We start from the raw sequence: 1,280 nt of genomic DNA, 5'->3' as shown, positions 1-1,280 counted from the left end.
TCGACGCCCTCCACGACATCCTCGCCACCGACCCGCCCGCCGACCGCGACTGACGGACGGGCTCCACCTACGGCACCAAGGAGGCCCGCCGTCGACCGGCCGGCCGCCAGCGATTTTCCCTCGCCCCACATGGCCGGCCCACGCCGGCCCCGATCACTGACGGGCCCTGCCGAGCCCGCGCCGCGCCGACCGGGCAGATCGCCTTTCCTTCCTGGAACGCCGATCAGGTAGCCATGCGTATCCCCCGCACGGTGGCACGCTTCGATGGACGCCGGCCACCGGAGAAGATCGGCGTAATTTTGTCGTTGTGTACGCTTTTGCGGACAAAAAGCGTACACAACGACAAAGTCGCCTGGATCATGGCCTGTGCGGGTGGCTGTGGCTGGGATCCAGCGCTACCTGACCGGCGCTCCAGCCGATGCGGCTTCCCTCTGGTCGATCTAGTCGAGGCGGCGGAGTTCCTCGCGGTAGCGCTTGCCGTTCGCGGTGTACATCGCGGCCCCGGCCGCGAAGGCGTTCTCCGCCACCGCGTCCGGACGGATCTTCGCGGGGACGCCGACGGCCAGCGCCCGCGGTGGCACCCGCACGTTGTTGCCGACCAGCGCCTGCGCCCCGACCAGCGCACCCCGGCCGACCACGGCCCGGTGCAGCACGATCGAGCCGGAGCCGACCAGCGACCCGTCCTCGACGGTGCAGCCCTCCAGGTGCGCGATGTGCCCGATGACACAGTCGTCGCCGATGATCGTGGGGAGTTCGGCGGTCGCGTGCACGACCGTGCCGTCCTGCACGGACGTGCGGGCACCGATGTGGATCTCACCGTAGTCGGCGCGCAGCACCGCGCCCGGCCAGATCGTCGACTCGGGGCCGATGGTCACCTTGCCGATCACGGTCGCGTCCGGGTGGACGTAGGCGGACGGGTCGATCTCGGGCACCCGGTCACCGAGCGCGTAGACAGCCACGGACATCTCCTCCGGCTTCTTCGGACGGCGGCACGCCCGTGGGACGGCACGCGGCAACCGGCCCCGGTGCGCCTCCCCGGTCGCGTCTCCCGACGGTCGTCATCCTCCCCGATGGACGCCGCCGCGGCCCGCGGATCGCCGGCGGCCGTGACTTTTCAGCCGGACGCGGCCGCTCCGTCGGGCGTGGCCGCGTTGGCCAGGATTCCCGCGGCCGCGGGCATCGGCCAAGGTCCCGCGGCCGTGGGTGGGCTGCCGCGCCTGGGGCTCCAGCACCACGATCAGGCGTAGCGGGCGTCGAGCCGGCCGGTGGTGGGCTGCCGC

The 1,280-nt window shown here is 72.2% G+C and carries 1 protein-coding gene; it reads right to left on the bottom strand.

What is annotated here, in order from left to right:
• Window positions 1-440: 440 nt before the first annotated feature.
• Window positions 441-965, bottom strand: coding sequence for a gamma carbonic anhydrase family protein (locus AC5LUJ_RS07555; protein WP_250284893.1), 525 nt, complete (start codon window positions 963-965; stop codon window positions 441-443).
• Window positions 966-1,280 lie beyond the last annotated feature (315 nt).

The organism is Protofrankia sp. CiP1_Cm_nod3 (assembly GCF_982290655.1).
The sequence above is the reverse complement of the archived record's forward strand: the minus strand, read 5'-3'. Positions and strand labels throughout refer to the sequence as shown.

Bases quoted from the DNA above. Each gene is read 5' to 3' on its own strand.
- AC5LUJ_RS07555 (WP_250284893.1), bottom strand. From the start codon at position 965: ATGTCCGTGGCTGTCTACGCGCTCGGTGACCGGGTGCCCGAGATCGAC.